This is a genomic window from Pseudomonas sp. MF08831, assembly GCF_059862645.1.
This window is the reverse complement of sequence record NZ_JCBCUX010000001.1, coordinates 121402-147241: the sequence shown is the minus strand read 5'-3', so window position 1 is coordinate 147241 and position 25840 is coordinate 121402. Positions and strand designations below refer to the sequence as shown.

The window sequence follows — 25840 nt, the reverse complement described above, 5'->3', positions numbered from 1 at the left end:
TAAATTCGGCTGTTCGACAGCTTCAACCCTGCACGACGCAGGTGGCCAAGTGCGCGGCAAGCGCATCAAAGGCAATGTTCTGTTGCTCGCCCTGGCCACGCAGGGGTTTGAAACCTATCACTTGCTGGGCCAGCTCGTCATCGCCGAGGATCAGTGCATACAGCGCACCGCTCTTGTCGGCCTTCTTGAACTGGCTCTTGAAGCTGCCGGCGCCGGCATTGACCTGCAGGCGCAGGTTCGGCAGTTGGTCGCGTACTTTCTCGCTCAGGGCCAGGGCTGCCAGTTCGGCGGCCTCGCCAAAGGCGCACAGGTACACATCCACCTGACGGGAAATTTCTTCCGGAACCTGCTCCAGGGTTTCGAGCAGCAGGATCAGCCGCTCGATACCCATGGCAAAGCCCACGCCCGTGGTCGGCTTGCCACCCATTTGCTCAACCAGGCCGTCGTAGCGACCACCGGCACACACGGTGCCCTGAGCGCCGAGTTTGTCGGTGACCCACTCGAATACGGTCTTGCTGTAGTAATCGAGGCCACGCACCAGTTTCGGGTTGATCACGTAGGGAATACCGGCCGCATCCAGACGAGCCTTGAGGCCCTCGAAGTGCGTGCGCGATTCGTCGTCCAGGTAGTCGGCCATTTTCGGCGCATCGACCAGTACGGCCTGGGTGTCGGCGTTCTTGGTATCCAGTACACGCAACGGGTTGGTTTTCAGACGGCGCTGGCTGTCTTCATCCAACTTGTCCAGGTGCGCGGACAGGTACTCGACCAGGGCTTCGCGATAGCGGCCCCGGGATTCGCTGGTGCCCAGGCTGTTGAGTTCGAGTTTGACCGCGTCGCGGATACCCAGTTGGCCCCACAGGCGCCAGGTCAGCACGATCAGCTCGGCGTCGATGTCCGGACCATCCAGGTTGAAGACTTCGCAACCGATCTGGTGGAACTGACGGTAGCGACCTTTCTGCGGGCGCTCGTGGCGGAACATCGGGCCGATGTACCACAGCTTCTGGGTCTGGCCGCCACCCGTGATGCCATGCTCGAGCACGGCGCGCACGCACGCAGCGGTGCCTTCCGGACGCAGGGTCAGGGAGTCGCCGTTGCGGTCTTCAAAGGTGTACATCTCTTTTTCGACGATGTCGGTCACTTCACCGATAGAGCGCTTGAACAGCTCGGTGAATTCGACGATCGGCATGCGGATCTGCTTGTAACCGTAGTTATCCAGCAGGCGCGCGACCGTGCTTTCGAAGTAGCGCCACAACGGCGTCTGCTCCGGCAGGATGTCGTTCATGCCACGAATGGCTTGCAGAGACTTGCTCACATCTAATCCTTAAATTCGTTCTTAGCCGCGCGCGATCAGCGCTGCGTCAGCCGCGACCTTCTCGGCCGCTTTCTCGCGGATCAGTCTTTCGAGCTCATCCACCAGATTGTCATTCGTCAACTTCTGCGACGGCTTGCCGTCGATGTAAATCAGGTTGGGCGTACCGCCAGTCAGGCCGATGTGCGCCTCTTTGGCTTCACCCGGGCCGTTAACCACACAGCCAATCACCGCAACATCCAGTGGCACCAGCAAGTCTTCGAGGCGCCCTTCCAGTTCGTTCATGGTTTTCACCACGTCGAAGTTCTGCCGCGAGCAGCTCGGGCAGGCAATGAAGTTGATGCCACGGGAACGCAAATGCAGGGATTTGAGAATGTCGTAACCGACCTTCACTTCCTCTACCGGGTCCGCCGCCAGGGAGATGCGGATAGTATCGCCAATCCCTTCGGCGAGCAGCATACCGAGACCTACCGCAGATTTCACTGTGCCTGAGCGCAAACCGCCCGCTTCAGTGATACCCAGGTGCAGCGGCTGCACGATTTCCTTGGCCAGCAGGCGGTAGGCTTCTACCGCCATGAACACGTCGGAAGCCTTTACGCTGACCTTGAAGTCCTGGAAATTCAGGCGTTCAAGGTGCTCAACGTGGCGCAGCGCCGATTCAACCAGCGCGGCCGGGGTCGGTTCGCCGTATTTCTTCTGCAGGTCTTTTTCCAGGGAACCGGCGTTGACACCGATGCGGATCGGAATGCCGCGATCACGGGCAGCATCCACCACCGCGCGCACACGGTCTTCGCGGCCAATGTTGCCCGGGTTGATGCGCAGGCAATCGACGCCCAACTCAGCGACACGCAAGGCAATTTTGTAATCGAAGTGAATGTCGGCAACCAGCGGCACCTTGACCAGCTGCTTGATGCGGCCGAAGGCTTCGGCAGCGTCCATGTCTGGCACGGAAATCCGCACGATGTCTACGCCGGCCGCTTCCAGACGGTTGATCTGGGCGACGGTGGCGGCGACATCATTGGTGTCGCTGTTGGTCATGCTCTGCACCGCGATGGGGGCATCGCCACCCACCGGCACCGAGCCGACCCAGATCTTGCGCGATACGCGACGTTTGATTGGAGATTCGCCGTGCATGACTATTGTCCCAACTTGAGGCGAGCGGTCTCGCCACTGGTGAACGGCGCTACGTCCACAGGCTGGCCGTTGTAGGCCACTTGCGCGCCACGGGCAAAGCCCAGACGCAGCGTCAAAGGAGGCTTGCCGCCTTGGTCAAGCGTATCTCCCTTACGCTTCAAACCACTGAACAGCACTTTGCCGTTGCCATCGGTGACTTGCGTCCAGCAGTCAGCGACGAAGGTAATCTGGATATGGCCGTCACCGGCGATCAACGCAGGCGCAGCAGGCGGCGCAACGGTCGGCGCTGCCGGTGCAGCTGGCGCGGCGGTCGCTGGAGCCTGAGCGGCAACGGCTGGGGTATGGGCCTGGGCAGTTGGCGCGGCCGGGGCCGCCGGTGCGGCTGGAGTCGGCACGGCAGCAGTCGCCGCTGCAGTACCCGCTTCCGGCGTGGGCTGCTCGGCGGCGGCCGGCGCTTCTGGCGCGGCCTGCCCTTCGGCAACGGCCTGGTCTTCCGGCTCGTCCAGCGGGTGAATTTGGGTGGTGCCGTCGGCGCTTTCGACTTCGACGTGCTCCATGGCGTTGCTGGTCAGGTCCTTGCTGCGCTGGGAGGCCTGGTCTTGCCACCAGACGAAACCGCCGCCGATCACGGCAATCAGCAGCAACAGGCTGACAATGCGCAAAATCGTGTGGGAAACCCGCACCGGTTCTTCGATGCGACCCAGGCCATGCACATTGCTGCCCTGAGAGTCGGTGCCGGTAAATTGGTCGAATTCCTGGACCAGCACGGTCTGGTCAATGCCCAGCAGCTTGGCATAGGCGCGGATATAGCCGCGGGCGAAGGTATGCCCAGGCAGCTTGTCGAACGCGCCGGCTTCCAGGTTGCCCAGGGAAGTCGTGGTCAAATTGAGCTTGAGGGCCACTTCTGCCAGCGACCAACCATTGCTTTCGCGGGCCTGACGCAAGGTCTCGCCTGGGTTTACGCGATTAGCTGCTACAACTTCCGGGTGCGCCGCTTTCATCATTGCTCCGACAGGTATTGCTGATATTCCGGCGTACCGGGATAGAGTCGTTCGAGTTGCTGGCCAAAACGTGCGGCTGTATCGCGTTCATCATGAACCGTCGCCAGCCGCACACCGAGCAATAGACTACGTGCATTTTGCCCGCTGAGCAGGCTAAAACGCTCGTAATAGTCACGTGCCGGCACATAATGCCTGTCTTCGTAAGACAACTCAGCCATTTCGAGCAACGCGAGTGGCTGACGACTGTTCAAATGCAGGGCTTTTTCCAGCTGCTGGCGCGCGCTGTCACGCTGGCCGAGGCGCATCGAGGTGACCCCAAGGTTCTCGAATACCCGCGACCGCTCCGGGTAAAGGGCGTCGGCGGAGGCTTGCTGGAAATAACGGGAGGCCTGGTCATAACGTTTCTGCTCGAACAGGAAGCTGCCGTAATTGTTCAGCAGCCGAGGGTCGGCAGGACGCGAGGCCAAAGCCTTGTGGAAATATTGATCGGCCAACTCAGGCTCAGCCTGGGCCTGGAACACCAAAGCCAATGCGGCATTCGCGTCGGCATCATCGCTGTCCAGTTCGAGGGCCTTTTTCAACGGCACCTTGGCCTGCTCGCTCATGCCTTGCCGCAAATAACCCAAGCCCAGTTGCACATAGGCAACTCGCGCCTCGTCACGGCCTTTACCCGTCTGCAGCGGGCTGTCATGGCCCGATGAAACACAACCGGCCGCGAGGCCGGTAACTAGCAAAAGCAGCGCAAGGCGCAAGGGCATAGAGATCCTCTCTCAGATTCGATTCACAGCAATTTGCGGCAAATCTTCGGCGGCGTTAAGTTCGCGCACGGCGATATAACGTTCGCTACGGCGGGTGCGGTCCATCACCTGCCCTACCAATTGGCCACAGGCGGCGTCGATGTCTTCACCACGCGTGGTGCGTACGGTGACGTTGTAGCCGGCCTGGTGCAGTTGATCCTGGAAACGGCGGATAGCATTGTTGCTCGGCCGCTCGTAGCCAGAATGTGGAAACGGGTTAAACGGAATCAGGTTGATCTTGCACGGGGTGTTCTTGAGCAACTCGATCATCTCGACGGCGTGCTCAACCTTGTCGTTGATGTCCTTGAGCATGGTGTACTCAATGGTCAACACACGCTTCTCGCCCAAAGTCGCCATGTAACGCTGGCAAGATTCGAGCAGCATCTTAAGCGGATACTTCTTGTTGATCGGCACCAATTGATTACGCAATGCGTCATTGGGCGCGTGCAGCGACAACGCCAGGGAGACGTCGATGTGCTTGGCCAGCTCATCGATCATCGGCACTACGCCTGAGGTCGACAGGGTCACACGGCGCTTGGAAATGCCGTAGCCCAGGTCGTCCATCATCAGGTGCATGGCCGCAATCACGTTGTCGAAGTTCAGCAGCGGCTCACCCATGCCCATCATCACCACGTTGGTGATGGCACGGTCGACGGTTGCCGGGACGCTGCCAAAGGATTTGTTGGCAATCCACACCTGGCCGATGACTTCGGCGGCGGTGAGGTTGCTATTGAAGCCTTGCTTGCCGGTGGAGCAGAAACTGCAGTCCAGGGCACAGCCTGCCTGGGACGAAACGCACAAAGTGCCGCGCTTGCCCTGGGGAATGTAGACGGTCTCGACGCAGCTGCCGGACGCCACGCGCACCACCCACTTACGGGTGCCGTCGCTGGAGATGTCCTCGCTGACCACTTCGGGACCACGGACCTCAGCAATGGCCTTGAGCTTATCGCGCAAGGCCTTGCTGACGTTCGTCATGGCGTCGAAATCGTCGACACCAAAGTGGTGAATCCACTTCATTACCTGACCGGCACGGAAACGCTTCTCCCCGATTGAGTCGAAGAATTTCTCCATTTCCGGCTGAGTCAGACCCAGCAGGTTGGTTTTAACAGTCGATGTAGTCATGGATTCACCCTCACTCTTTAAGCCGATGCTTAGCGAGCGGTTACTTCAGTAGCAGCGAAAAAGTACGAGATTTCGCGAGCAGCAGCGGCTTCGGAGTCCGAACCGTGAACAGCGTTGGCGTCGATGGACTCAGCGAAGTCAGCACGGATGGTGCCGGCAGCTGCTTCTTTAGGGTTGGTAGCGCCCATCAGCTCACGGTTCAGAGCGATAGCGTTTTCGCCTTCCAGAACCTGAACAACAACAGGACCGGAGATCATGAAGGCAACCAGGTCGCCGAAGAAACCACGAGCGCTGTGCTCAGCGTAGAAGCCTTCAGCTTCAGCTTTGGACAGTTGCTTGAGTTTCGAAGCTACAACCTTCAGGCCGGCTTTTTCGAAACGAGTGGTGATCTCGCCGATGACGTTTTTTGCAACAGCGTCAGGCTTGATGATGGAGAAAGTACGTTGAACAGCCATGGTGTAACTCCAGAAACGGTAATTTACGAAAAATTAAACCCGCGAATTATACGCGGGTTATTGGGTATTGCCTAACTGCGTAATAAGGCGGCTCAGTCTGCTTCTTCGATCCACAGGCCTTGAATCGCCTCCAGAACCTTTTCGCCACCCCGGTCGGGGATGTCGTCAAAGTCCGGCAGCTCCATCACCAGATTGCGCAGCTTGACGAAGTTGACCGTCAGAGGATTGACCTCAGGGTGGGCTTCAGCAAGTTGTATAGCGATTTCTTGTACATCAACCCATTTCAGGCTCATGACATTTCCTTGAATCAATGCGGTGCTTCAGCCGCATGGTTGAGGGAATATTTCGGAATTTCGACGGTGATGTCTTCGGTCCCAACCTTTGCCTGACAGCTTAGGCGAGAAGTCGCTTCGAGGCCCCACGCGCGGTCCAGAAAGTCTTCTTCCAGCTCATCCGCTTCTTCAAGCGAGTTGAAACCCTCGCGAATCACGCAGTGGCAGGTGGTGCAGGCGCAAACACCGCCGCAGGCACTCTCGATCTCGATGTGGTTGTCATGGGCAACTTCGAGGATGGACTTGCCGGTCTCAGCCTCCACGACCATACCGTCCGGGCAATGCTCGGCGTGTGGCAGAAAAATGACCTGCGGCATTAATTATTCCTCGATTTCATTCAGGTTGCGCCCGGCCAGTGCGGCTTTCACCGTCTGATCCATGCGGCGGGCGGCAAAGGCATCAGTCACTTGCGACAGGCGCTTGGTCTGCTGCTCGATGGCGTAACCATCGTTGCCTTTCATCAGTTCGGCCAGTTCCTGCATCTGCAGGTCGATGACCATGCGCTCTTCGGCGTCCAACAGGCGCTCGCCGTCGGTGTCGAGAGCGCCTTGTACGGCCTCAAGCAAGCGCTGCGCATCAACTTGCTGTTCACGCAGTACGCGGGCGACTTTATCGTCACCGGCGTACTGGAACGAGTCCTTGAGCATTTTGGCGATTTCGCCGTCGGTCAGGCCGTAGGACGGCTTGACCTGGATGCTGGCTTCTACGCCCGAACCCAGTTCACGCGCAGCCACGCTGAGCAGACCATCGGCGTCAACCTGGAAGGTCACGCGAATTTTCGCTGCACCGGCCACCATCGCCGGAATGCCGCGCAATTCAAAGCGTGCCAGGGAACGGCAGTCGCTGATCAGCTCGCGCTCACCCTGCAGCACATGAATCATCATGGCCGTCTGGCCATCTTTATACGTGGTGAAGTCCTGGGCGCGGGCAACGGGGATGGTAGTGTTGCGTGGAATCACCTTCTCCATCAGGCCGCCCATGGTTTCCAGCCCCAGGGACAACGGGATCACGTCGAGCAGCAGCAATTCGCCACCGTCGCGCTTGTTGCCGGCCAGGGTATCGGCCTGGATGGCGGCGCCGATGGCGACCACTTGATCCGGATCGATTTCGGTCAGCGGCTGGCGACCAAATGCCTCAGCAACGGCTTCGCGCACACGCGGCACACGGGTCGAACCGCCGACCATGACCACGGCAGCCACGTCTTCCAGCTCAACACCGGAATCACGTACCGCACGGCGACAGGCTTTAAGGCTGCGAGCGACCATCGGCTCGATCAGCGCGTCGAAGGCTTCGCGCGTCAGCTGGGCCGACCAGGAACCGTAGGAAACATCGACAGAACGGGCGTCAGTCAGCGCTTCTTTGGCCGCACAGGCGGTTTGCAGCAAATGACGCTGCTCGCCCGGGTCAAGGTCGGCGGACAAACCGGCGCTGGTGATGATCCAGCCGGCAATGGCGTGATCGAAGTCATCGCCGCCCAGGGCGGTATCGCCACCGGTGGCCAGCACTTCGAACACACCGCCGGTCAGGCGCAGGATCGAAATATCAAAGGTGCCGCCACCCAGGTCGTAAATTGCAACCAGGCCTTCGGCGTGCTGATCCAGGCCATAGGCCACAGCGGCGGCCGTCGGCTCATTGAGCAGGCGAAGCACGTTCAGACCGGCGAGTTTCGCCGCGTCCTTGGTGGCTTGGCGCTGAGCGTCGTCAAAATACGCAGGCACGGTGATCACCGCGCCGACCAGTTCGCCGCCCAAGGTGGTTTCCGCGCGCTGGCGCAGCACCTTGAGGATATCGGCCGACACTTCCACCGGGCTTTTGGGGCCCTGGACGGTGTCGATGAATGGCATATGCGATTCGCCACCGACAAAGCGATACGGCAGCTGGTCGCCCAATTGCTTGACGTCGGACAGACCACGACCCATCAAGCGCTTGACCGACAGCACGGTGTTCAAAGGATCGGAGGACGCCGCCAGCTTGGCCGACTCACCGACTTCAATATGGTCAGCGTGATAGCGCACGGCCGACGGCAGGATAACCTGGCCATCGGCGTCGGGCAGCGGTTCGGACAGGCCGCTGCGCAAGGCGGCGACCAGGGAATTGGTGGTGCCCAGGTCAATCCCGACCGCCAGGCGACGCTGGTGCGGTTGAGGGCTTTGGCCGGGTTCGGCGATCTGCAGTAGGGCCATGGTAATCAGGTCTTATCTGTCTATCAGGCGTGCACGGGCAGCACTGGGTTAATCGTCGAGGCGCTCTTCTAGCTGGCGCACTTCGTAGGTGAGCTTGTCGAGGAACTGCATGCGCCGCATCAGGCGTTCGGCCTGTTCACGTTGCGCTGCATCATCCCAACAGGCTGCGAAGCTTTCGTTGAGCTCATCCTGGGCCACTTTCAGACGGCGCTTGAAGACTGCGACACCGGCCACATCGGCTTCGTCCTGCAAGTCTTCGAGTTCTTCGCGCCACTGCATCTGCTGCATCAGGAAGTCCGGGTCGTGCACCGTGACTTCAATCGGCAACTCGCCACCATTCATCGCGAGCAGGTAACGCGCGCGTTTCGGGGGGCTTTTAAGCGTCTGATAGGCTTCATTGAGGCTGGCCGACTTCTCCAGCGCCAGGCGTTGCTCACGCTCGGAAGCGTCAGCGAAGCGGTCCGGATGCACGCCACGCGCCAATTCTCGGTAGCGCGTGGCAAGCTGCTCGAGGTCCAGCCGAAAGCTCGGCTGCAGCTCGAATAAAGCGAAATGACAAGGAGTACCCACAGATAGCCTCAGATGTTGAAGCTTTCGCCGCAGCCACATTCACCGCGCACGTTTGGGTTGTTGAACTTGAAGCCTTCGTTCAACCCTTCCTTGACGAAATCGAGCTCGGTGCCGTCCAGGTAGGTAAGGCTTTTAGGGTCGATGATCACTTTCTCGCCGTGACTTTCGAACACCTGATCCTCTTCGACCACCTCGTCGACAAACTCCAGCACGTAGGCAAGGCCGGAACAGCCCGTGGTGCGAACACCCAGACGAATCCCCTCACCTTTACCGCGCCCATTCAGGGAGCGGCGAATGTGCTGCGCAGCCGCTTCTGTCATGCTGATAGCCATCGTTGACTCCTTACTCGTCGCCAAATGCTTAGATCAAGCCTTTCTTCTGCTTGTAGTCGCGAACGGCCGCCTTGATGGCGTCTTCTGCGAGTACGGAGCAGTGAATTTTCACTGGCGGCAAGGCCAGTTCTTCGGCCAGCTGGGTGTTGCTGATGGTGACAGCCTCATCCAGGGTCTTGCCTTTCATCCACTCGGTCGCGAGGGAGCTTGAGGCAATGGCGGAACCGCAGCCGTAAGTCTTGAACTTGGCGTCTTCGATAACGCCAGCGTCGTTGACCTTGATCTGCAGGCGCATAACGTCGCCGCACGCCGGAGCGCCGACCATGCCAGTGCCGACATCAGGGTCTTCCGCGTTCATCTTGCCGACGTTGCGCGGGTTTTCGTAGTGGTCGATGACCTTTTCGCTGTAAGCCATGGTACTGAATCCTCACTCATCAGGGCCGCTCTGGAACCCTGTAAAAACGCCTGCGTTTTCCGCCACGTTCCTACAGAGCTTGGGTGGCGGCTTCTATATTTAGTGTGCCGCCCACTCGATCTTGGAAATGTCGACACCGTCTTTGTACATGTCCCACAGCGGCGACAGAACGCGCAGCTTGTTGACGGCTTCGCAGACTTTCTGCGCGGCGTAGTCGACTTGCTCTTCGGTGGTGAAACGGCCGAACGTAAAGCGGATCGAGCTGTGTGCCAATTCGTCGTTGCGGCCCAGGGCGCGCAGCACGTACGAAGGCTCAAGCGAGGCCGAGGTACAGGCCGAACCGGACGAAACCGCCAGGTCCTTGAGCGCCATGATCAGCGACTCGCCTTCGACGTAGTTGAAGCTCAAATTCAGGTTGTGCGGTACACGGGCGGTCATGCTGCCGTTGATGTACAGCTCTTCAAGGTTCTCGACCTGCTTATAGAAGCGATCGCTCAACGCCTTGATGCGCACGTTTTCGGCAGCCATGTCTTCTTTGGCTACACGGAAGGCTTCACCCATGCCGACGATCTGGTGGGTCGCCAGGGTGCCGGAACGCATGCCGCGCTCGTGACCGCCGCCGTGCATGGTGGCTTCGATGCGCACGCGAGGCTTGCGGCTCACGTACAGCGCGCCGATGCCTTTAGGACCGTAGGTCTTGTGGGCGGAGAACGACATCAGGTCGACTTTCAGTTTCGACAGGTCGATGTCGACCTTGCCGGTGGACTGAGCCGCGTCGACATGCAGCAGGATGCCCTTGGAACGGGTCAGCTCGCCGATGGCTTCAATGTCGTTGATGGTGCCGATTTCGTTGTTCACGTGGATCACGGAAACCAGGATGGTGTCTTCACGCAGCGCGGCTTCGATCATGGCCGGGGTGACGATGCCGTCGGTGGTTGGCTCGAGGTAGGTGACCTCAAAACCTTCACGCTCCAGTTGGCGCATGGTGTCGAGGACAGCCTTGTGCTCAATCTTGGTGGTGATCAGGTGTTTGCCTTTGGTCGCGTAGAAATGCGCCGCGCCCTTGATTGCCAGGTTGTCGGACTCGGTAGCACCGGAGGTCCAGACGATTTCGCGTGGGTCGGCGCCCACCAGGTCAGCAACCTGGCGACGAGCATTCTCGACCGCTTCCTCGGCTTTCCAGCCGAACACGTGGGAACGGGAGGCCGGGTTGCCGAAGTTTCCGTCAACCAGCAGGCATTCGCTCATCTTTTGCGCGACACGCGGATCAACCGGGGTGGTCGCTGAGTAATCAAGGTAAATCGGCAATTTCATGGACTTTCTCCTAAATCAGGCTGGCTGGCGTGCCGTTAGCTCTGCGGCTGTCACTCGACGGCGGACGCTTCGATCTTGTCCAGACGCGGCGCCTTGGTGTTGCAACGGCGCTGGTCCTGACGCTGGGCTACTTCTTGCACCTCACGGCGAGTCACAAGATCAGCCAAGCTGATACCACTCAAAAACTCATGGATCTGCAGGCTCAAGTCACACCACAAGTGGTGCGTCAGGCAGGTGTCGCCGGCGTGGCAATCACCCAAACCCTGGCATTTGGTGGCATCGACGGATTCGTTGACCGCGTCAATCACCTGGGCTACTTGAATGCCCTGCATGTCACGGGACAGTTGGTAGCCACCACCCGGCCCACGTACGCTGGAAACCAAGTTGCTACGGCGCAATTTGGCAAACAGCTGTTCGAGGTAGGACAGGGAAATGCCTTGGCGCTCGGAGATATCGGCCAGGGACACCGGCCCAGTTTGCGCGTGCAAGGCCAGGTCAAGCATGGCGGTTACCGCGTATCGGCCTTTTGTAGTCAGTCTCATGGACAAGTACCAAGGTGTTTCAGAATGGGAGCAAGTATGCGATTCCCGAGTATTTAAGTCAACTATAAGACCTAGTACTTTAGTCAGGATTACCCGTAAAAAGGGCGCGCGAATCATAGCAGGATGGGGTGGGATCGAACAGCGGGAACAGGGCCCAAGCCTTATCTCAAGACCAGTGGAGATCAAATGTGGGAGCTGGCTTGCCCTCGAAAGTGGTGGATCAGCAATGAAAGGGTGGCTGGCAGACCGCTATCGCAGGCAAGCCAGCTCCCACAGGGGCCGCGCTCACCCAGCCTTGGTTGTGGCGTGTTCGCTCTTGATCTCAGCGAAGTCTTCTTCGCGCAGCGAAGGCAGATCTTTCGCACAATAGCTGCTGCCCAGCTCCTTCAACGCGCCGCACATGCCGTCCAGCTTGCCGTCAACTGCCTGCAAGTGGTCAAGCAATTGCCCAATGGCACGCGCCACGGGGTCAGGCATGTCTTCGCTGACGCCGTAAGCATCGAAGCCGATCTTCTCAGCCATGGCCTTGCGCTTGGCTTCCTGCTCGTCGCCGACTTCCGGCTTGACGATGATCCGCCCAGGAATGCCCACAACGGTGGCGCCAGGCGGCACGGCCTTGGTCACCACAGCATTGGAACCTACTTTGGCACCGGCACCCACCGTAAAGGGACCGAGCACCTTGGCGCCCGCCCCTACCACCACGCCATCACCCAAAGTCGGGTGGCGCTTGCCTTTATTCCAGGTGGTGCCACCCAGCGTCACGCCTTGATACAGGGTCACGTCATCACCGATTTCGGCGGTCTCGCCAATCACAATGCCCATGCCATGGTCGATAAAGAAGCGACGCCCCACCTTGGCACCCGGGTGAATCTCGATGCCGGTCAACCAGCGGCCGAAGTTCGACACCACGCGCGCCAGCCATTTCCAGCCCATGCCCCACAACGCGCCGGACAGGCGGTGAATCCAGATCGCGTGCATGCCCGGGTAGCAGGTCAGCACTTCAAAGGCGTTGCGCGCCGCCGGGTCACGGTGGAAAACACTCTGGATATCTTCTCGCAAACGCTCGAACATTTTTAATCCTTCCGCTTAAGCAGCTCGCCACGGGCCGCTTTCTGGGTTTCCGTGAGGATGCCACGCAATATATTCATCTCTGCTCGACTGACCGAGCTGCGCCCGTACAAGCGACGCAGGCGCGCCATCAAGTGCCGTGGTTTCTCCGGATCGAGGAATTCGATGGCCACCAGGGTTTGCTCCAGGTGCTCATAGAATCGCTCCAGCTCGTCCATCGTGGCCAGTTCGCCACTCTTGGTCGATGCGACTTCATCCTTTTCTACCTTGCTCGGCTGACCTTCAGCGGCCAGCCAGGCCATGCGCACTTCATAACTCAATACCTGCACCGCCGCCCCGAGGTTCAGCGAACTGAATTCAGGGTCTGATGGAATGTGCACATGGTAATGACATCGCTGCAGCTCTTCATTGGTGAGGCCGGAGTCTTCACGGCCGAATACCAAGGCGATTTCTGCGCCGCCGGCAGCTTCTTCCACTACTTTGGTGCCGCACTCGCGCGGATCCAGCAGCGGCCAGGGGATGCGACGGTCGCGGGCGCTGGTGCCGAGCACTAGGTTGCAGCCGACCAAGGCGTCTTCCAGCGTGGCGACGACCTGGGCTTTTTCGAGGATGTCATTGGCGCCGGATGCACGGGCATCGGCCTCGTGGTGCGGGAACACGCGCGGCTCGACCAGCACCAGGCGCGTCAGCCCCATGTTTTTCATGGCTCGCGCCACCCCGCCGATGTTGCCGGGATGACTGGTATTGACCAAAACGACACGAATGTTTTGCAGCAAGGGAGGCGCTCTCGGACACGGGAAAGGGGAGCAAATCTTACAGAACAGCCTAAGGTTATGCCATGAAAGCTAACGTCGTCCTTCACCTGAAGAAAGTTTCTGCTAGAATGCCCGGCTTTCTTTAACAACCTTAGGTGACACATCCATGCAGCCCATGCTGAATATCGCGCTGCGCGCCGCCCGCAGCGCCAGTGAATTGATCTTCCGCTCCATCGAGCGCCTGGATACCATCAAGGTCGACGAAAAAGACGCCAAGGATTATGTGTCCGAGGTGGATCGCGCCGCCGAACAGAAAATCATCGACGCTCTGCGCAAGGCCTACCCTACCCACGGCATCCTCGGCGAAGAAACCGGTTTGCACAAAGGCAGCGGCGAAGGCGAAGACTACCTGTGGATCATCGACCCACTGGATGGCACCACCAACTTCCTGCGCGGCATTCCACACTTTGCCGTGAGCATTGCCTGCAAATACCGCGGCCGCCTGGAACACGCAGTGGTTCTGGACCCGGTTCGCCAGGAAGAATTCACCGCCAGCCGCGGCCGTGGGGCCCAGTTGAATGGTCGCCGTCTGCGTGTCAGCGGTCGCACCAGCCTGGACGGCGCCCTGCTGGGCACGGGCTTCCCGTTCCGTGACGACCAGATGGACAACCTGGAAAACTACCTGGGCATGTTCCGCGCCCTGGTTGGCCAGACCGCCGGTATCCGTCGCGCTGGCGCAGCCAGCCTGGACCTGGCCTATGTAGCTGCCGGTCGTTTTGATGCGTTCTGGGAGTCGGGCCTGTCCGAGTGGGACATGGCCGCAGGCGCCCTGCTGATTCAAGAAGCTGGCGGTTTGGTGAGCGACTTCACTGGCGGCCACGACTTCCTTGAGAAAGGCCACGTCGTTGCCGGTAACACCAAGTGCTTCAAGGCTGTACTGACGGCGATCCAGCCGCACCTGCCGGCTTCGCTGAAGCGCTAAGCGAGCGGGCACAAAAAAGCACCCCGAGGGGTGCTTTTTTTATGCCTGTCATTTGGGCGATACGGCAATTCCAGCGTCACCCATACCCAATGTGGGAGCGGGCTTGCTCGCGAAAGCGGTAGCCAGTCAATAAATCTGTTGATTGACACTCCGCGTTCGCGAGCAAGCCCGCTCCCACATTTTGAACCGCGCTCGGCCTGGAATTACTGCTGGTTTTGCCCCAGGACCAAACGACCTTCTTTATCCACTGGAATCTGGCCACCTGGATCACGGTCCATGCGCACCGAACCTTCTTTGCCATCCAGGGTGTACCGCACGTCATAGCCGACAACCTTGTCGCTGATGTCGTTGACGGTGTTACAACGGGTTTGTGTGGTGGTGTAGGTATCGCGGTTCTGCATGCCTTCCTGAACCTTGTTACCGGCGTAACCGCCACCCACCGCACCGGCTACAGTCGCCAGCTTCTTGCCATTACCGCCACCGACCTGGTTGCCCAACAGGCCACCGGCCAGCGCACCAACCACGGTGCCGACGATTTGATGTTGATCCTGCACCGGCTTCTGCCGGGTTACGGCGACGTCCTTGCAGACCTCGCGCGGGGTTTTAATCTGGGTCTTCACCGGCTGCACCGCCAGCACTTGCGCATACTCAGGGCCGCTTTTTACCAGGCTGTAGGTGGCAACAGCACCCCCGGCAGTCACACCGACAGCACCCAATACCGCACCAACCAGCAACGACTTGTTCACGTGAACCTCCTGACCATCACAAACGGACCGAAACGTCCGCGCTATACCCAGCCTTGGAGCAAAAAAAAAGGCGCGAGTTCAATACTCGCGCCTTCTTTGTAACAGCGTGTCAACAAGCGCCCGTCAAGGACGGTCGTCGACCTCCTTGCCGGTAGCGGCAGGAGGGATCAAGTCTTCACTGTTGAGGTTCAGCCAGATCAGCACCACGTTGGCGATGTAGATCGACGAGTAGGTACCCGCCAGAACGCCGATAAACAGCGCCAGGGAGAAGCCCCACAGGTTGTCGCCACCGAAGATCATCAACGCAGCAATCGCCAGCAAGGTGGAGATCGATGTCGCCATGGTCCGCAGCAGGGTCTGGGTCGTCGAGACGTTGATGTTCTCGATTAGCGACGCCTTGCGCAGTACGCGGAAGTTTTCACGCACCCGATCGAATACCACGATGGTGTCGTTGAGCGAATAACCAATGATCGCCAGCACCGCCGCCAACACCGTCAGGTCGAAGGTGATCTGGAAGTACGCGAGGATACCCACGGTCACGATCACGTCGTGGATCAGCGACACAATTGCGCCGACGCCGAACTTCCACTGAAAGCGGAACGCCAGGTAGATCATGATGCCGACCAGCGCCATCAGCATGCCGAGGCCGCCCTGGTCGCGCAGCTCTTCACCCACCTGCGGGCCTACGAACTCAACGCGCTTGACCGACGCCGGGTTGTCGCCGCCGACCTTCTGCAAGGCTTCGGCTACCTGGTGACCCAGTTGCGGGTCTTCACCTGGCATACGCACCAGCAGGTCGGTGGTCGCACCAAAGCTCTGCACGATGGCTTCGTGATAGCCGGCCTTGACCAGCTCGTTGCGCACCAGCGTAACGTCGGCCGGCTTCTCGTAGGTCAGCTCGATGAGCGTACCGCCGGTGAAGTCCAGACCGTAGTTCAGGCCCTTATGGAACCAGCTGAACAGCGCCAGAACGGTAAGGAGCACAGTGACGCCGAACGCAATGTTGCGAACGCCCATGAAGTTGATTGTACGTAACATGGCAGCCCCTTAAATCCACAACTTCTTGAAGTCACGCCCGCCAAAGATCAGGTTGACCATTGCGCGGGTCACCATGATGGCCGTGAACATCGAGGTAAAGATACCGAGGGACATGGTGACCGCAAAACCTTTGACCGGGCCGGTGCCCATGGCAAAGAGAATCCCGCCGACCAGCAAAGTGGTCAAGTTGGAGTCGAGAATAGCGGTAAATGCCCGGCCGAAGCCTTCGTTGATTGCACGTTGTACGGTCATGCCCGCCGCGATCTCTTCACGAATCCGCGAGAAGATCAGTACGTTGGCGTCTACCGCCATACCCATGGTGAGTACGATACCGGCGATGCCTGGCAGGGTCAGCGTAGCGCCCAGCAGCGACATCAGCGCCAGCAGCATGACCATGTTGCCCGCCAGGGCCACGGTGGCGATGATACCGAAGAAGCGGTAGATGGCGATGATGAACAGCGACACGAACAGCATGCCCCACAAGGCTGCGTCGATACCCTTGGTGATGTTGTCAGCACCCAGGCTCGGGCCAATGGTGCGCTCTTCAGCGAAGTACATCGGCGCCGCCAGACCACCGGCACGCAGCAGCAGTGCCAGCTCGGACGATTCGCCCTGGCCGTTCAGGCCCGTGATGCGGAATTGAGCACCCAGCGGCGACTGGATGGTCGCCAGGCTGATGATCTTCTTCTCTTCCTTGAAGGTCTGCACCGGCACGTCTTTCTCGACGCCGTTGACCACTTGCTTGGTGTAGGTGGTGATCGGGCGCTGCTCGATGAAGATCACCGCCATGCTGCGACCAACGTTGCTGCGCGTGGCGCGGCTCATCAATTCGCCGCCATGACCATCCAGACGAATGTTCACTTCAGGCGTGCCGTGCTCGCCAAAACCTGCCTTGGCGTCGGTGACCTGGTCGCCGGTGATGATCAAGCCACGCTCGATCAACGCTGGAGGACGGTTACCTTCACGGAACTCGAATTCTTCGGCAGTCGCGCGAGAAGCACCCGGCTCAGCAGCCAGACGGAACTCCAGGTTGGCGGTCTTACCCAGGATACGCTTGGCTTCAGCAGTGTCCTGCACGCCCGGCAGCTCAACCACAATGCGGTTGGCGCCTTGACGCTGAACAATCGGCTCAGCCACACCCAGCTCGTTGACGCGGTTACGTACCGTGGTCAAGTTCTGCTTGATGGAGTATTCGCGGATTTCCGCCAGCTTGGCTGGGGTCATCGCCAGACGCAGTACAGGTTGACCATTGAGGTCGGCCGGCACGATGTCAAAATCGTTGAAGTTCTTGCGGATCAGCGCACGGGCCTGTTCGCGGGACGCTTCGTCAGAGAAGCCCAGCTGGATGGCACCGTTGAGCTGCGGCAGGCTGCGATAACGCAACTTCTCTTTGCGCAGCAGGCTCTTCACATCGCCTTCGTAGACTTTCAGGCGTGCGTCGAGGGCTTTGTCCATGTCGACTTCCAACAGGAAGTGCACACCACCGGACAAGTCCAGACCCAGCTTCATCGGGTGCGCGCCAATGCTGCGCAGCCACTTTGGCGTGGTCTGTGCCAGGTTCAGCGCGACAACGTAGTCGTCACCCATGACCTTGCGCACAACGTCTTTGGCCGGTAATTGGTCTTCTGCCTTGGTCAGGCGCAACAAGCCGCCCTTCGCATCAGCCGCCAATGTTGCCGCTTTAACCTGAATGCCCGCGTCGGTGAGCGCTTTGCTCGCGCGTTCCAGGTCAGCCTGATTGACTTGCAGCGAAGTGCTGGCGCCCGTGATCTGGATCGCAGGGTCATCAGGATAAAGATTGGGAGCGGAATAAATAAAACCGATCGCCAGCACCGCCAGGATCAGTACGTATTTCCACAGAGGGTATTTGTTCAGCATCACGCCGCCCGCTTATAACGCGGGGCGCCTTGCGCGCCCCGTCGATTGGTAAAGGTTGTTACTCAGATCGCTTTGAGCGTGCCTTTTGGCAACGTGGCGGCGATGGCGCCCTTCTGGAACTTCATTTCTACGGTGTCGGAGACTTCCAGAACCACGAAAGCATCGGAAACCTTGGTGATCTTGCCGGCGATGCCGCCAGTGGTCACAACTTCGTCGCCTTTTTGCAGGCTGCCCAGCAGGTTTTTCTGCTCTTTGGCGCGCTTGGCCTGTGGACGCCAGATCATCAGGTAGAAAATAACCAGGAAGCCGACCAGGAAAATCCACTCAAAACCACCGCCCATAGGGCCGGCAGCGGCAGGCGCAGCGGCGTCAGCCATGGCATTAGAGATAAAAAAGCTCATTTAGCACTCCAGTTGCAAATAGTGAATCTTAGGGTCGGAAAACTCAGTCCAAGGGCGGCACAGGGAGCCCGCGCTTGGCATAGAAGGCATCGACGAAGGCGGCCAATGTACCCTGTTGAATAGCCTCGCGCAAACCAGCCATCAGGACTTGGTAGTGACGCAAATTGTGGATGGTATTCAACATGCTACCCAGCATTTCCCCGCACTTGTCCAGATGGTGCAGATAAGCGCGCGAGAAGTTCTGGCAGGTGTAGCAGTCACAGGTGGGATCCAGCGGCGAATCATCATGGCGATGGAACGCGTTACGGATCTTCAGCACGCCTGTATCGATGAACAGATGCCCATTGCGGGCATTACGGGTTGGCATCACGCAATCGAACATGTCCACACCGCGGCGCACACCCTCTACGAGATCCTCCGGTTTGCCAACGCCCATAAGGTAACGAGGTTTGTCAGCCGGCATCAGGCCTGGCAGGTAATCCAGCACCTTGATCATCTCGTGCTTGGGCTCGCCCACCGACAAACCGCCGATGGCCAGGCCGTCAAAGCCAATCTTGTCCAGGCCTTCCAGCGAGCGCTTGCGCAGGCTTTCGTGCATGCCGCCCTGAACGATACCGAACAGCGCCGCGGTGTTGTCGCCGTGGGCATTCTTCGAACGCTGAGCCCAGCGCAACGACAGCTCCATGGAGATACGCGCCACGTCTTCGTCCGCCGGGTACGGCGTGCATTCGTCAAAGATCATCACGATGTCGGAGCCCAGGTCGCGCTGCACCTGCATCGACTCTTCCGGGCCCATGAACACCTTGGAACCGTCGACCGGCGAGGCGAAGGTCACGCCCTCCTCCTTGATCTTGCGCATGGCGCCCAGGCTGAACACCTGGAAACCACCGGAGTCGGTGAGGATCGGGCCCTGCCACTTCATGAAGTCATGCAGGTCGCCATGCTTCTTGATCACTTCCGTGCCCGGGCGCAGCCACAGGTGGAAGGTGTTGCCGAGGATGATTTCGGCGCCGGTGGCGACGATGTCACGCGGCAGCATGCCTTTGACGGTGCCGTAAGTGCCCACGGGCATGAAAGCCGGGGTTTCGACGGTGCCGCGCGGAAACGTGAGGCGACCACGACGAGCCTTGCCATCCGTGGCCAACAATTCAAACGACATACGACTCATAGTTGTTCCTCAGGGCCCGCTTCTTTAGGAGCAGTCGGCGCAGGGTTTCGGGTGATAAACATCGCATCACCGTAGCTGAAAAAACGGTACTCGTTGGCGATGGCAGCTTGATAAGCGGCCATGGTTTCCGGGTAACCGGCAAATGCCGACACCAGCATCAACAGCGTGGATTCCGGCAAATGGAAGTTGGTCACCAGGCAATCGACCACATGAAACGGCCGGCCCGGGAAGATAAAGATATCGGTGTCGCCGCTGAACGGCTTGAGCACGCCATCACGCGCCGCACTCTCCAACGACCGCACGCTTGTGGTGCCCACCGCCACAACACGACCGCCGCGCGCCTTGCACGCCGCCACCGCATCCACCACTTCCTGGCTGACTTCCAGCCACTCGCTGTGCATATGGTGGTCTTCGATGTTATCCACACGCACCGGCTGAAACGTGCCGGCCCCCACGTGCAGAGTCACGTAGGCGCTTTCGACGCCTTTGGCGGCGATCGCATCCAGCAGCGGCTGGTCAAAGTGCAGCCCGGCCGTCGGCGCGGCAACAGCACCCAGGCGCTGGGAGTACACCGTTTGGTAGCGCTCGCGGTCCGCGTCTTCGTCGGGGCGGTCTATATAAGGAGGCAACGGCATATGGCCGACGCGTTCCAACAGCGGCAACACCTCTTCGGCAAACTTGAGCTCGAACAGCGCGTCATGGCGCGCGACCATCTCGGCCTCGCCACCGCCATCGATGAGGATGCTCGAGCCCGGTTTCGGCGACTTGCTGGAACGCACATGGGCCAGCACGCGATGGCTGTCCAGCACCCGCTCGACCAGAATTTCCAGCTTGCCGCCGGACGCTTTCTGGCCAAACAGCCGTGCCGGAATCACCCGGGTATTGTTGAACACCATCAGATCGCCTGGGCGCAAATGCTCAAGCAAATCAGTGAATTGACGGTGTGCGAGGGCACCGCTCACCCCGTCCAGGGTCAGCAGTCGACTGGCGCGACGCTCGGCCAAAGGGTGGCGAGCGATCAGCGAATCAGGGAGCTCAAAAGTAAAGTCAGCAACGCGCATGATGGGGTTCGTCTAGCAGGGCCGGGAAGTCTAGCGGAAATAGTGAAAATAGACCATGAAACGTGATTGACCAACGGTAATCTCATCTCTATACTTCGCCGCCATTGAGCCCTGATGGCGGAATTGGTAGACGCGGCGGATTCAAAATCCGTTTTCGAAAGGAGTGGGAGTTCGAGTCTCCCTCGGGGCACCATCTTAAAGAAAGACCTTGAAATTCAAGGTCTTTTTTTTCGCCTGTCGAAAAGTGAGCAGCCGCAGGCGAACGCAGACGTTAAGGAGCCGGGACCATGGAATTGACGCTGGAAGCTGTTGCCCTTTTTGCTCTCAAGCTGGTGCATGAGACCGAAGGCGCGAGCCCGATTCTGCGCGATGACCTGGTCATGGACGGGTATGAGCGCGAGGTATTCGGTTTGTTGGTGCGTCAGGGGGATTTGGCCACGATTCAACTCAAGCTTGATGAATGCCTGACGTTAGCACTCGACTCCCTGGGCGGGCCAAACACAGTGATGGGGCGTGAGCTGCAACGGCTCGCGGTGGACGTGCGCCAAGCGCCGACACTCGAAGCACTCAATGCCCCGCTCGACGCACTCAAGGACTACCTGAAAGCCATCCTGTAACAAGCGACTTACCGCCGCCCTTCAACCGCCATTCGCACCGCCAACCCCATCAACACCGAGCCCATCACCCAGCGCTGCACCACCTGCCAGCCCGGGCGGGTGACGAAGAACACCGCGATGGAGCCCGCCATCATGGCAATCAACGCGTTAACGCTCACGCTGATGGCAATCTGCGTAAAGCCCAGCACCAGGGACTGCGTCAGCACGCTGCCATGCCCGTTCGGGTCGATGAACTGCGGCAGTAGCGACAAATACATCACCGCCACTTTGGGGTTCAGCAGGTTGGTCACAAAGCCCATCATGAACAGCTTGCGCGGGCTGTCCTGGGGCAATTCCCGAACCTGAAAGGGCGAACGACCACCCGGCTTGACCGCCTGCCAGGCCAGGTACACCAGGTACAACGCCCCGCCGAGTCGCAGCGCGTCGTAGGCAAACGGCACCGCCATCACCAACGCGGTGATGCCCAATGCCGCGCAAAACATATAAACAAGGAAGCCCAACGCAACGCCGCCCAGTGAGATCAACCCGGCCGTGCGCCCCTGGCAAATCGAGCGGGAAATGAGGTAAATCATGTTCGGCCCGGGCGTGAGTACCATGCCGAGTGAGATCAGGCCGTAGGCCAGCCAGCTGGACAGTTCGGGCATGGTGTCGCTCCTTAAGAGTTGTGCTGGGCACCATGGTAGGGCGTTGAAAAGCAGGCCGTTAGATACAGATCCGCGAGCAAAACGTCATACACATAGACAAATAAAGAGACCTTGGCGCCCCAAGGTCTCTTTTACTGCTAACACTGACTCAACGGATGTACACCCTCCACTGTAGGAGCTGGCTTGCCTGCGAAGACGCCAGCTGCCACACCCTCAACTCACCCGCCTACACACCAACAGCGTCACCCTCCTCCATCACCCATTCGGCAACATCCCATTGGCCAAATCATCCACCACCGCCTTCGCCATCTCCCCCAAATAATGCGCCGCCCAGGCGCAGCGATCCGCGCTGTTGTCCATGGCGGCACGCCAAGGTTGATCGCGCATTGATCACTGAAATTCTTGGCGCCGTTGGTTCGGCATGGAGCAGCGTCTCCGAAAATTTCGGGATGGTTTTTCCAAAGGGTGTTGAACGTGAGCATTCGGCGTATCCATCGCGTATTTGGCTCGCGACCGTAGCAAACGCTTAGGAGCTAAAGATGACGCAGGAGCAAATTCAGAACGGTCCTACCTGCCTGTAGGCACTAACATCAGCAACCCCAACTCCCCATTTTTGGGTCGCTAGAAACCAGCTGACTTTTCCCACGCACACCATCGAACAAACCCGACATCAGCCTCTGATCCCACCTCGTACGCTCACTCCCTCGCACAAGGAAGTGAGCCCGTCATGTCAGAACGCGTGTACCCCATCACCGAAGAAGAACAACTCAAACGACGAATCCTGATGCCGCAGCCGAAACGGGTGCCCTATTCGCCGCCCATGGTGTTGCTCGACCGAACACCTGCACCGGCGCCTACGCCCGCGAAGCTTCCCGGTTGCGTGTTCACCAAACCCTGCCAACTGCCCGACGGCATCATTCGCTACAACGACCCCAGCGGTTACGTACCGTTGGAGCTGATCAAGGATTACGGCCACTTCAGCCTGTTGGGTGGGCGCGAGGTGGACAGCCGAGGCGCGGTTGCTTTGCGCAAGATCAGCGGCAGTGCCCTGCCCGTTGGCTTGGGGCAGTTGGCGTTGCGTTCGGCGGTGGTGGAATCCGCAGCAACCGCCGCTGGCACTGTAGCCGGTGGTTTATTGGCGGGCTTGGTGGCGCTGGCTTGGCCGTCGGAGCTGGGTGATAGCGCGCTCTACAGCGAGGAGCAGTTGCGTTCGCTGCAACGGGCGCGGTCGCAGATGCGTTTGCATGTCGAGCAGCGTGGGGACGGTACGCTCAAGGGGTACGGGTTTTACACGGGCAACACTGCCGATTGGCAGATGATTGATGTGGTGCAGTTCCAAAGCCGTGGCGACCAGTTTGTGGCGGATTTGGGTGAGGGCGTGGAACTGATCTGGACGCCTGCGGTTGATCCGGGGGATACGCTGGGTATTCCGGCATTGGAAGCTGCGCCGCAAGCGCCGGTGATTTGGATTTACCCCCCGACGGAGAAGGCCGCACAGATTCTGGTGAACCCGATTTATCCGCCGGAGTATCGGGATTTTATTCTGGTGTTTCCAGTGGAGTCGGGGGTTCGGCCGCTGTATGTGGTGGTTAGCGTTCGGGCTGGGGATCACAAGTACCACAAGGCGCCTAAAGCGGAGCAAATAACCGGATTTTTGAACCTGATAAAGGCAAAGCCTAAAACTCCAAAACAGGGCGGCGGTGGGTTAAGAGAACGCTGGATTGATGAAAAAGGGCGGACAATCTATGAATGGGATTCACAACACGGCGAGCTAGAAGCCTATCGAGCAAGTGATGGAAGCCACATCGGGGCATTCAGTCATATAACGGGCGAGCAGCTGAAACCGGCAAACAAAAAACGAAACATCGCTAAATACTTGTGAGGCTATATGGGACTCAAAGTGAGATTAGATTGGTTCGACAAAACCACGGAATGGTTGGTTGGCACCGAAGACTCAAAGGATCTGGGGGAGGACTACTCCGTTGTCACAACGCTAGGGCTCTCGAAGGAGGAGGTAGTCAATAACGGCATGTTTGAACTGCGCCGGGAATGGCTATCGCTTGTGCAACCCTTATTCGCTCATGAAATCGCTCTTACAGACAGCGACTATTTCATAGCACTCGATTACGAAGATGCATAACTGTGACCTCACTTAGGAAAAATAAGACTCCATGCGCAGACTTTCACTAACAAACAAAAAGCTCCGCAACATCCCCAGGCGCCTAAGAGCCCTGAGCCGCTGGGCCGACAGCTTCGAAGGCTGTTTCTACGAAGAATTACCGCCTCAACCTGACTACGTAACCGAAAGAATCCCAGTCATCGAAAATCTTGTTGAGGGCAAACAAACCACACCGCAAATTCAGGCGCACTGTGCTCAACAGTTGATCAATGTCTCAGGCCATCTGCTTAAAGCGCGACCAGACGACGCCCCGGAATGCTGGGTTGTCGCCTGCGTCATGGTTCCGGATATGTTCTCAAGCCGCGTCTGTATCTACACCGATAAAGCTCGCTATCTCGGCCACACTCAACCTTTCGACTATGAGTACTTTCGCCAAGCTCGAATCACTGGCCGAAGCCTGGCCAAAGAATGGAGCCTGACCATCCCACCGGGGCTTCACGAAGTCGGCTTTCACTTCGTTCACGAGAATGAAGACGGAGATATCTTCGAGTCAGAGCACTGGTACTTCGGCGAGGTCAGCACGACAGACGAAGACCCAGGTGGTGAGCGCTGGAAGTACCAGACCTTCAGGTCCTTCCAGGCGCAGCACCCGCATTTGTTCGGCCCGATCTCTTAGCTCTACTTGGCCTAGTCACTGTCCCTCAACACACTATCTCCGTGTTTTCATGCGCTGTTCCGCGTCGCCTTCGCGGCGTACCAGACGGATTTTTTGCCGCTAGAGGCGCAAAGGACATAAGAGCGCAGCGATGCAAGTGCTTCGGTCAGTCAGGCGTACCGAGGCGATCCCATCGTAGCCTCGCTGGGGCTCGACAACTCCCACATTTGAGCCGGGGTTGATTCAGGTTTCGTTAAATACCAGCCGCGCGCGCAGGCCGCCCTGCTCCAGATTGTGCAGCGTAAGCCTGCATCCAATCTTCCCCACAATCATCTCTACAATCGCCAACCCCAGCCCAGCGCCATTAGCGTTATCCCGACTGTAAAACCGCTCAAACAACCGCTCCATTTCCGCTTCATCAATCCCCGGACCTTGGTCTTCCACGCTCAAGCAGTCAGCGTCGATCACCACTTTCACTTCACTGCCCGCAGGCGAAAAGTTAAGCGCATTGGTCACCAGGTTCTGCAACGCAATCGCCAGCGCCACCGGCTCAGTTTGCACCCAGCATTCTTCTTCCCCTTCCAGCACCAGCTCCACACCCTTCTCCATCGCCAGTGGCGTCAGCTCAGCCAGTTCTTCGCGCACCAGTTCCGTCAGTTGCACAGGCTTACACACGGGGTTGTTCAGTTGCGGTTCGATGCGCGCCATGGTCAGCAACTGGCTGCCAATACGCGTATCCAGCCACGATGGGCCTGACGTATTACGACCCTTACCGTTGGGGCTTCAACCCGCGGCCGATGATTGTACTGGTGGGCGCGGCGGCGTTACTGCTGCTCTGGCTGCGCAACACGTTGGCGGTGTGGATGCTGGCAGTGGGCACCCTGGCCTTCGCACTGCGGCTCAAGGCGTCGGAGAACTATTGGGATTACCTGATCGATCCGCTCCTGGCGGGCTACTGCGTATTCGTCGGGTTAATGCAACTCAACCTGTGGGAGCGGGCTTGCCCGCGAAGGCGGCGTGTCAGGCAACAACTTTGGCACTGATCAACCGCTTTCGTGGGCAAGCCCGCTCTCACCTTTGATCAGCGTCGTTTTGGAGATTGGGAAGGGTCACCGATGGCGGTCCGCTCCTGGCGGGCTACTGCGTAGTCGCCGGGTTAATGCAACTCAACCTGTGGGAGCGGGCTTGCTCGCGAATGCGGC

At 59.0% G+C, this 25840-nt stretch carries 28 protein-coding genes, 1 tRNA gene and 3 pseudogenes; 7 read left to right on the top strand and 25 right to left on the bottom strand.

All coding sequences use genetic code 11. The features are described 5' to 3' along the window. Nucleotides 1-22: 22 nt before the first annotated feature. From hisS to trmJ, 16 genes are all read right to left on the bottom strand, one after another. Nucleotides 23-1312 (bottom strand): histidine--tRNA ligase, encoded by a 1290-nt coding sequence (hisS, locus tag AC19YS_RS00730; RefSeq protein ID WP_106578273.1) that lies wholly within the window; start codon nt 1310-1312, stop codon nt 23-25. Nucleotides 1313-1333: 21 nt separating this feature from the next. After that, nucleotides 1334-2443: a flavodoxin-dependent (E)-4-hydroxy-3-methylbut-2-enyl-diphosphate synthase gene (gene ispG / locus AC19YS_RS00725; protein ID WP_071485714.1), complete on the bottom strand. Its 1110-nt coding sequence runs from the start codon at nt 2441-2443 to the stop codon at nt 1334-1336. Between the two features lie 2 nt (nt 2444-2445). Next, nucleotides 2446-3444: a RodZ domain-containing protein gene (locus AC19YS_RS00720; protein WP_200623823.1), complete on the bottom strand. Its 999-nt coding sequence runs from the start codon at nt 3442-3444 to the stop codon at nt 2446-2448. Beyond that, complete coding sequence (pilW, locus tag AC19YS_RS00715; RefSeq protein WP_200623822.1) at nt 3444-4202, bottom strand: type IV pilus biogenesis/stability protein PilW; 759 nt, start codon at nt 4200-4202, stop codon at nt 3444-3446. Before pilW ends, AC19YS_RS00720 begins: the two co-directional genes overlap by 1 nt. A 12-nt stretch (nt 4203-4214) precedes the next feature. Then, nucleotides 4215-5363, bottom strand: coding sequence for a dual-specificity RNA methyltransferase RlmN (gene rlmN / locus AC19YS_RS00710; protein WP_005791178.1), 1149 nt, complete (start codon nt 5361-5363; stop codon nt 4215-4217). 29 nt (nt 5364-5392) lie between these two features. After that, nucleotides 5393-5818: a nucleoside-diphosphate kinase gene (ndk, locus tag AC19YS_RS00705; protein WP_003175956.1), complete on the bottom strand. Its 426-nt coding sequence runs from the start codon at nt 5816-5818 to the stop codon at nt 5393-5395. 92 nt (nt 5819-5910) lie between these two features. Next, nucleotides 5911-6111 (bottom strand): Fe-S cluster assembly protein IscX, encoded by a 201-nt coding sequence (gene iscX, locus AC19YS_RS00700; RefSeq protein WP_003238461.1) that lies wholly within the window; start codon nt 6109-6111, stop codon nt 5911-5913. A gap of 14 nt (nt 6112-6125) precedes the next feature. Then, the gene (fdx, locus tag AC19YS_RS00695) at nt 6126-6467 is read right to left on the bottom strand and encodes an ISC system 2Fe-2S type ferredoxin (RefSeq protein WP_015885743.1); all 342 of its coding nucleotides are present in this window, start codon (nt 6465-6467) and stop codon (nt 6126-6128) included. Nucleotides 6468-6470: 3 nt separating this feature from the next. Continuing rightward, the gene (gene hscA, locus AC19YS_RS00690) at nt 6471-8333 is read right to left on the bottom strand and encodes a Fe-S protein assembly chaperone HscA (protein WP_106578270.1); all 1863 of its coding nucleotides are present in this window, start codon (nt 8331-8333) and stop codon (nt 6471-6473) included. A gap of 48 nt (nt 8334-8381) precedes the next feature. Continuing rightward, the gene (gene hscB, locus AC19YS_RS00685) at nt 8382-8903 is read right to left on the bottom strand and encodes a co-chaperone HscB (RefSeq protein WP_106578269.1); all 522 of its coding nucleotides are present in this window, start codon (nt 8901-8903) and stop codon (nt 8382-8384) included. A gap of 8 nt (nt 8904-8911) precedes the next feature. Continuing rightward, nucleotides 8912-9235, bottom strand: a complete 324-nt coding sequence (gene iscA, locus AC19YS_RS00680; RefSeq protein ID WP_003209680.1) for an iron-sulfur cluster assembly protein IscA — start codon at nt 9233-9235, stop codon at nt 8912-8914. 28 nt (nt 9236-9263) lie between these two features. Continuing rightward, complete coding sequence (gene iscU, locus AC19YS_RS00675; RefSeq protein WP_003175965.1) at nt 9264-9650, bottom strand: Fe-S cluster assembly scaffold IscU; 387 nt, start codon at nt 9648-9650, stop codon at nt 9264-9266. A 99-nt stretch (nt 9651-9749) separates the two neighbouring features. Then, complete coding sequence (locus AC19YS_RS00670; RefSeq protein WP_057723964.1) at nt 9750-10964, bottom strand: IscS subfamily cysteine desulfurase; 1215 nt, start codon at nt 10962-10964, stop codon at nt 9750-9752. A gap of 50 nt (nt 10965-11014) precedes the next feature. After that, nucleotides 11015-11506 carry a Fe-S cluster assembly transcriptional regulator IscR gene (gene iscR / locus AC19YS_RS00665; RefSeq protein ID WP_003194020.1) on the bottom strand — a complete coding sequence of 164 codons (492 nt, stop codon included), beginning with the start codon at nt 11504-11506 and terminating at the stop codon, nt 11015-11017. 285 nt (nt 11507-11791) lie between these two features. Continuing rightward, on the bottom strand, nt 11792-12577 hold the full coding sequence (gene cysE, locus AC19YS_RS00660; protein ID WP_106578268.1) for a serine O-acetyltransferase: 786 nt from the start codon (nt 12575-12577) through the stop codon (nt 11792-11794). Between the two features lie 2 nt (nt 12578-12579). Continuing rightward, nucleotides 12580-13350, bottom strand: coding sequence for a tRNA (cytosine(32)/uridine(32)-2'-O)-methyltransferase TrmJ (gene trmJ, locus AC19YS_RS00655; RefSeq protein WP_003210307.1), 771 nt, complete (start codon nt 13348-13350; stop codon nt 12580-12582). A 145-nt stretch (nt 13351-13495) separates the two neighbouring features. Between trmJ and suhB the strand changes: the two genes are divergently transcribed. Continuing rightward, nucleotides 13496-14311, top strand: coding sequence for a type III secretion system regulator SuhB (suhB, locus tag AC19YS_RS00650; protein ID WP_003175971.1), 816 nt, complete (start codon nt 13496-13498; stop codon nt 14309-14311). Nucleotides 14312-14514: 203 nt separating this feature from the next. On the opposite strand, the gene AC19YS_RS00645 is transcribed toward suhB, so the two are convergent. The 6 genes from AC19YS_RS00645 to queA form a co-directional block, all read right to left on the bottom strand. Further along, nucleotides 14515-15057 (bottom strand): glycine zipper 2TM domain-containing protein, encoded by a 543-nt coding sequence (locus AC19YS_RS00645; protein ID WP_015885750.1) that lies wholly within the window; start codon nt 15055-15057, stop codon nt 14515-14517. 123 nt (nt 15058-15180) lie between these two features. Continuing rightward, complete coding sequence (gene secF / locus AC19YS_RS00640) at nt 15181-16095, bottom strand: protein translocase subunit SecF (protein ID WP_106578267.1); 915 nt, start codon at nt 16093-16095, stop codon at nt 15181-15183. Nucleotides 16096-16104: 9 nt separating this feature from the next. Further along, the gene (gene secD, locus AC19YS_RS00635; protein ID WP_106578266.1) at nt 16105-17973 is read right to left on the bottom strand and encodes a protein translocase subunit SecD; all 1869 of its coding nucleotides are present in this window, start codon (nt 17971-17973) and stop codon (nt 16105-16107) included. 62 nt (nt 17974-18035) lie between these two features. Beyond that, the gene (gene yajC, locus AC19YS_RS00630; protein WP_003175975.1) at nt 18036-18374 is read right to left on the bottom strand and encodes a preprotein translocase subunit YajC; all 339 of its coding nucleotides are present in this window, start codon (nt 18372-18374) and stop codon (nt 18036-18038) included. 43 nt (nt 18375-18417) lie between these two features. Next, complete coding sequence (gene tgt / locus AC19YS_RS00625) at nt 18418-19533, bottom strand: tRNA guanosine(34) transglycosylase Tgt (protein ID WP_003175976.1); 1116 nt, start codon at nt 19531-19533, stop codon at nt 18418-18420. Nucleotides 19534-19538: 5 nt separating this feature from the next. Beyond that, a complete protein-coding gene (queA, locus tag AC19YS_RS00620; RefSeq protein ID WP_119736825.1) occupies nt 19539-20603 on the bottom strand; it encodes a tRNA preQ1(34) S-adenosylmethionine ribosyltransferase-isomerase QueA in 1065 nt (354 codons plus the stop codon). 108 nt (nt 20604-20711) lie between these two features. Between queA and AC19YS_RS00615 the strand changes: the two genes are divergently transcribed. Both AC19YS_RS00615 and AC19YS_RS00610 read left to right on the top strand, forming a co-directional pair. Next, nucleotides 20712-20796 (top strand) — tRNA-Leu (locus tag AC19YS_RS00615). A 94-nt stretch (nt 20797-20890) separates the two neighbouring features. Beyond that, nucleotides 20891-21220, top strand: a complete 330-nt coding sequence (locus tag AC19YS_RS00610) for a hypothetical protein (protein ID WP_500600640.1) — start codon at nt 20891-20893, stop codon at nt 21218-21220. A gap of 8 nt (nt 21221-21228) precedes the next feature. On the opposite strand, the gene AC19YS_RS00605 is transcribed toward AC19YS_RS00610, so the two are convergent. Next, nucleotides 21229-21864, bottom strand: coding sequence for a LysE family translocator (locus AC19YS_RS00605; RefSeq protein WP_500600638.1), 636 nt, complete (start codon nt 21862-21864; stop codon nt 21229-21231). Between the two features lie 226 nt (nt 21865-22090). Beyond that, nucleotides 22091-22230 (bottom strand): annotated as a pseudogene (locus AC19YS_RS00600) (DUF3077 domain-containing protein); the annotation flags it as partial. A gap of 361 nt (nt 22231-22591) precedes the next feature. On the opposite strand from AC19YS_RS00600, the gene AC19YS_RS00595 reads away from it, so the two are divergent. The 3 genes from AC19YS_RS00595 to AC19YS_RS00585 are packed head-to-tail and all read left to right on the top strand — an operon-like array spanning nt 22592 to nt 24659. Then, nucleotides 22592-23746, top strand: coding sequence for an S-type pyocin domain-containing protein (locus AC19YS_RS00595; RefSeq protein WP_500600636.1), 1155 nt, complete (start codon nt 22592-22594; stop codon nt 23744-23746). Nucleotides 23747-23752: 6 nt separating this feature from the next. Continuing rightward, the gene (locus AC19YS_RS00590) at nt 23753-24004 is read left to right on the top strand and encodes a colicin E3-like toxin immunity protein (RefSeq protein WP_124418422.1); all 252 of its coding nucleotides are present in this window, start codon (nt 23753-23755) and stop codon (nt 24002-24004) included. A 31-nt stretch (nt 24005-24035) separates the two neighbouring features. Next, a complete protein-coding gene (locus AC19YS_RS00585) occupies nt 24036-24659 on the top strand; it encodes a DUF3916 domain-containing protein (protein ID WP_500600634.1) in 624 nt (207 codons plus the stop codon). Between the two features lie 222 nt (nt 24660-24881). Here the strand turns inward: AC19YS_RS00585 and AC19YS_RS00580 are convergent. After that, a pseudogene (locus AC19YS_RS00580) lies at nt 24882-25373 on the bottom strand (sensor histidine kinase); the annotation flags it as partial. On the opposite strand from AC19YS_RS00580, the pseudogene AC19YS_RS00575 reads away from it, so the two are divergent. Then, nucleotides 25373-25681, top strand: a pseudogene (locus tag AC19YS_RS00575) (hypothetical protein); the annotation flags it as partial. The pseudogenes AC19YS_RS00580 and AC19YS_RS00575 sit on opposite strands and share 1 nt — an antisense overlap. Between the last annotated feature and the right edge of the window lie 159 nt (nt 25682-25840).